The organism is Mycobacterium sp. E3247 (genome assembly GCF_001667785.1).
In the GTDB taxonomy this organism is placed as follows: domain Bacteria; phylum Actinomycetota; class Actinomycetes; order Mycobacteriales; family Mycobacteriaceae; genus Mycobacterium.
This window is the reverse complement of record NZ_LZJG01000001.1, coordinates 1-4715: the sequence shown is the minus strand read 5'-3', so window position 1 is coordinate 4715 and position 4715 is coordinate 1. Positions and strand designations below refer to the sequence as shown.

Below are 4715 nucleotides of genomic sequence, written 5' to 3'. Positions count from 1 at the left end.
TCGACGTAGATCCGCTCGATGGAGATACACAGCTGGCCCGCGTTGGAGAAGCACGCGCGGGTGGCGGCCTTGGCCGCCTTGTCCAGGTTGGCGCCCCGCGTGACGATCATCGCGTTCTTGCCGCCGAGTTCGGCCGAGAAACCGATCAGCCGGCGGCCGCAATGCTCTGCGAGCTGTCTACCCGTGGCGGTCGAGCCGGTGAACATCAAGTAGTCGCAGTTGTCGATGATGGCGGTGCCGACCACCGAGCCCGGTCCGGGCACGATCGCGTACAGCGCCCGCGGCAGACCGGCCCGGTACAACAGCTCGGCACACGCCAGCGCGCAGTACGGCGTCTGGCTGTCCGGTTTGAGCACCACCGCGTTGCCGGCCAGCAGCGCCGGCACGGAGTCGGACGCCGTCAGCGTCATCGGGTAGTTCCACGGTGAAATCACCCCGACCACGCCCTTGGGCTGGTAACCGACCGTGGTCTTGCCGATCCCCGGCAGCAGCGACTGCACCGTGCGAGGCTTCAGCAGGTCCGCCGCCACGCGCGCGTAGTAATTCGCGTTCGCCATCAGGTCGACGATTTCCTCCTGCGCGGCCCATCGGGCCTTGCCCGCCTCGGCTTGCAGGAGGTCCATCAGGAACTTGCGGTTGTCCACGACGAGGTCGCGATAGCGGCCGATCACCTCGATCCGCTCGGTCACCGGCCGCTTCGCCCACTCGACCTGGGCCGCGCGCGCCTCGGCGAACGCCGCCGCGACGTCTTCGGCCGTGCCGATGGGTATCGTGGCCAGCGGTCTGCCGGTGAAGACCTCGTCGATCGTCTTGGTCTCGCGGGCGGTGACGTCTTTGATCGCGGCCAGCTGACGCAAACGGTCGAAGACTTCGGCTGACGGTGCAGGCATGTCGCTTCCTCTCGCAGAAGCACGGGCGGTCAGAACACCAGGCTATGCCGTGCGGTGTCGGGCGGACCAGAACGCTCAGCCCGGCGGATGGCTCAGAGGATGTGCATGCCCTGGGCCAACTGGGTCACCCCGACCACCGTGAAGACGGTCACCAGGATCTGCCGGTGGTACGCCCGCACCCAGTCGTGCAGCTGCCGCAATACCGCGTGGGTTCGGGCCGGTGCGGCCACATAGCCCACCAAGATCATCTCGACGACGGAATACATCAGCAGGACGAATGCGATCGAGGCGCTGACCTGCGTGGCGACCGCAGCCCTCGACGCCACGATGATGGCGAGGATGAAGAGCACCCCGTCGACCGGAACCGATGCCAGCCCGATGACCCACGCGATCCACAACGACCCCTTCTCCCACGCGCGGTGGGCGCGGTGGAGCAGGCGCCGGATTCCGGAACGGTCCTCGGGGGAAAGGTCCTGTGCGCGGCTGAGGAATCGTGGAACGGCGATCGGCGCCCCCGGAGCCGGCGTCGGCGTCGGGTTCCCGTCGCTCGATGCGTGCGCCTGCGCGCGCCGACGCGTCGAGAAGCGCACCGCCATCAGCGCGGCGATCGACAACCCGAGCACGCCCAGCCCGATTTGGATGTGGGGGAGGGTGGAGCTCGCGGCCGGACCGCCCGAGCCGTGCCGGAATGTGCCGAACGCGGAGGTGAAGTTCAGCAGCATCAGCGGGGCGAGCAGCTCGGGCACACACACGGTCAGGCCACCGACCCAGTAGGCGAGCAGGTTCGGTCCGGGGCGCGGCCGGGAGATCATCAGGAGGGCGAGGCCCAGGCGCACCGGATTGAGCGCGGCCAGAATTCCCAGCCCCAGCACTGACCCCCACATTGGCGCAGCTCTACCCGCGCCCCGGGGTGCCTAAACACCGGCACCAGCCAATTGCGCCCGGGATCATGAATGCAAAACTGTGGGCTGCCGGGTTGGCTCGGCGACACCGAACTTCGCACTCGCGCAATGCGGTTCGCGAAAGACTCTCGGCTCAGTAAGCAGATGAACGCCCCGCTACACGCGCGTGAACGCCACCGCAGCAACCGTCGTGAGATCAATCACAAGAATGCCGGTGCCGCTGCGCCTGTCCGCCCGTCTGCAGCTAAGCGCTGCGCCGGCTGGCATCGTGCGCAGCCGCCACAGGCCTCTGCTGTAGCAAGCTCCCGTTGTGGTTACGCCCGTCAAAGCACCGTGGCTTTCGGGCAAGGCCGACAAACCGCGCCCGCTTGTCGCGATCAGGAATTACGATGCACGAATGTCGGGCCTTCCTCCCGCCATGTCGCGGCTGAAAGCTTGCTGCCCTGGGGTGAACCGGAACGTGACCGCAAAAGGTGTGCGGTCGTTCCGGCAATGTGTCCACGGCATGACAGCAAACCGCGGCCATTGCGTTCGGAGGGCGCCGGAATCGCGCGGCCACCTCTCCGTGTCCGATGATGACGAAGCTGGCGGGGACAAAGTTTTGTTCTTGCTGGATGACGCGACACGCGTCGAACAAACCGGGGGTGCGAATCTCTTATGCAAGAACGAAATTCATAGGTTTGACGGCGGGTGCCGGCGGGTAACCGGCGAGCCGTGGAGCGCGACGTCCAAAGTCGTAGTGCCAGCATGTTAGTGGTCCGCTGTAGCACCGACGGAAAGCCCCCGCGGAGAAGCTTCCGCGATTTTGGGGTTACTGTTGATGTTGCGGACGGTATTGCGATTCGGGCCGGGGAAGAACTGGGGCCCGAACTGCAGCCAGTCACATCACGACGGGGATTTCCGCAATCAAGCCCACCGGCACCGGCTTCGTGCCCGCGGGCAGATCGGCACACTGGTCGAAAGTAACGGCCAATCCTGAAGCGCGGCACATAGTTTTGTGCTGCGCGCGGGACCGTCATGCAATTTTCACCTTGGCAGAGGAGGTCGTCCGTTGCAGAGCAATCCCTTTGATGACGACAGTGGCAAATTTTTCGTCCTGGTCAATAATGAGGAACAGCACAGCCTTTGGCCGGTCTTCACGGATGTCCCGGCCGGCTGGCGGGTGGTGTACGGAGAGGCCGACCGGGCCGCCTGCCTCGACTACATCGAACAGAATTGGCCGGACATCCGTCCGAAAAGCCTGCGTGACAGGCTGTCCGCTCCTGGTTTGTGATGCGTAGACAGTCTAGGTATGAAGGAGTCGGAAAAGCTTTCGGGGGGAATTTGTGGAACGCAGTGACCGTGCATTGCCGCTGACGCGGGCGCAGCTGGACATCTGGCTCGCGCAGCAAACGGGTCACTTCGATGTGGCATGGCAGCTCGGGGTGCTGGTGCGGATCGAGGGCGCGGTTGACCGCGCGTTGTTCGAGCAGGCGATGCGTCACGTGGTGGGCGAGGCCGAAAGCATCCGGGCGTGCTTCTTCGAGGTAGACGGCGAAGTCTTCCAGACCGCGATCGAGGACCCCGATATCGAACTGGCCTTCTACGACGTGAGCGGTTCGCCCGATCCCGAGCGCGAGGTCCGGGAGAGGGCGTCGGCCATCCAACGGACGCCGATCCCGCTCACCGGCCCGATGATCAACTTCTACCTCTTCCAGACGGCGCCCGACGAGTACTACTGGTTCACCTGCTGCCATCACATCGCCATCGACGGGTTGGGCATCGCGCTGCTCGGCCGCCGGATTGCGGCCGTCTATTCCGCACTCGCCACCGGCGCCGCGATATCGCCGGCCTTCTTCGGTTCGTTGCGTGACCTTGTCGACAGCGAGGCGGAGTATGCGGCTTCCGCCGATTACGCCGAGGACCAGACCTATTGGGCCCAACACCTTCCTTCGGCAAGCGAGCCCGACTATCGGTTGACCCAAACCGGCGGCGAGCGCGATCCCTACGCACCCTCCCCGCCGGTCCAATTGGACTCGTCGGTGGTCGCCCTGATCAAACAGTTGTCCAAAGCGCTGGGCATCCGCCGGTCGTCGGTGCTCACCGCCGCGTGCGCGCTGTTGGTGCGCGGGTTCCGTACCGACAATTCCGACGAGGTGGTGCTCGACTTCCCGGTCAGCCGCCGGACGGATCCCGAATCGAAGACCCACCCCGGCATGCTCGCCGGCGTCGTGCCGCTCGTTTTGAACGCATCGCCGCACGGGACAGTCGCCGACTTCCTCCAGCAGGTCGACATCCGCTCGCGAGAAGCGCTGCGGCATCAGCGATTTCCAGTCCACATGCTTGGCGGCGACGGCGGGTTCCGTGGCGCGCCGCAGGCGTCCAACCGGGTCGTCGTCAACTTCGTTCCGGCCAGACTCACCCTCAGCCTCGCCGGTGTCCCGGCGACCGCCACATACACCACCTTCGGCCCGGTCGGTCACTTCGGACTGTTCTTCCTCGGCTTCGGGGACCAGCAATTCCTGAGCACCGTCGGTGTCGGGCAACCGTTCTCGAACTTCGACGTCTCGGATTTGGCGGGACGTCTGCAGCGGGTGTTGGTGGCGATGGCGGGTGATTTGTCGCGGGTGTTGTCGTCGGTGGATCTGGTCGGTGATGCAGAGCGCGCGCGTCTGGAAGGGCTTGGTAATACGGCGGTTTTGGCGGGGCCGGCGGCTTTGCCGGTGTCGGTGCCTTCGTTGTTCGCCGCGCAGGTGGCGCGTGCGCCGGGGGCGGTGGCGTTGGTGTGCGCGGGCGGGTCGGTGTCGTATCGGGAGCTCGATGAGGCGTCGAATCGGTTGGCGCGTTGTTTGGTGGCCGAGGGTGCGGGCCCGGGGCGGGTTGTGGCGCTGGTGTTTTCGCGGTCGGCGGAGGCGGTCGCGGCGATGCTGGCGGTGCTCAAGTC

General features: G+C 65.8%; 4 protein-coding genes. 2 read left to right on the top strand and 2 right to left on the bottom strand.

Annotation, left to right across the window (positions count from 1 at the left end; genetic code table 11):
- Together A9X04_RS00020 and A9X04_RS00015 are read right to left on the bottom strand one after the other, a co-directional pair.
- Positions 1 to 890, bottom strand: an 890-nt coding sequence (locus A9X04_RS00020; protein WP_156764147.1) for an aldehyde dehydrogenase family protein, incomplete at its 3' end; no start/stop codon positions are given.
- Positions 891 to 982: 92 nt separating this feature from the next.
- The gene (locus tag A9X04_RS00015; protein WP_067916547.1) at positions 983 to 1774 is read right to left on the bottom strand and encodes a GAP family protein; all 792 of its coding nucleotides are present in this window, start codon (positions 1772 to 1774) and stop codon (positions 983 to 985) included.
- A 1069-nt stretch (positions 1775 to 2843) separates the two neighbouring features.
- Between A9X04_RS00015 and A9X04_RS00010 the strand changes: the two genes are divergently transcribed.
- Entirely contained in the window at positions 2844 to 3065 is a 222-nt protein-coding gene (locus A9X04_RS00010) for an MbtH family protein (protein WP_067916546.1), read from the top strand.
- Between the two features lie 52 nt (positions 3066 to 3117).
- The coding region (locus A9X04_RS00005) for a condensation domain-containing protein (protein ID WP_156764146.1) at positions 3118 to 4715 on the top strand (1598 nt) is incomplete at its 3' end.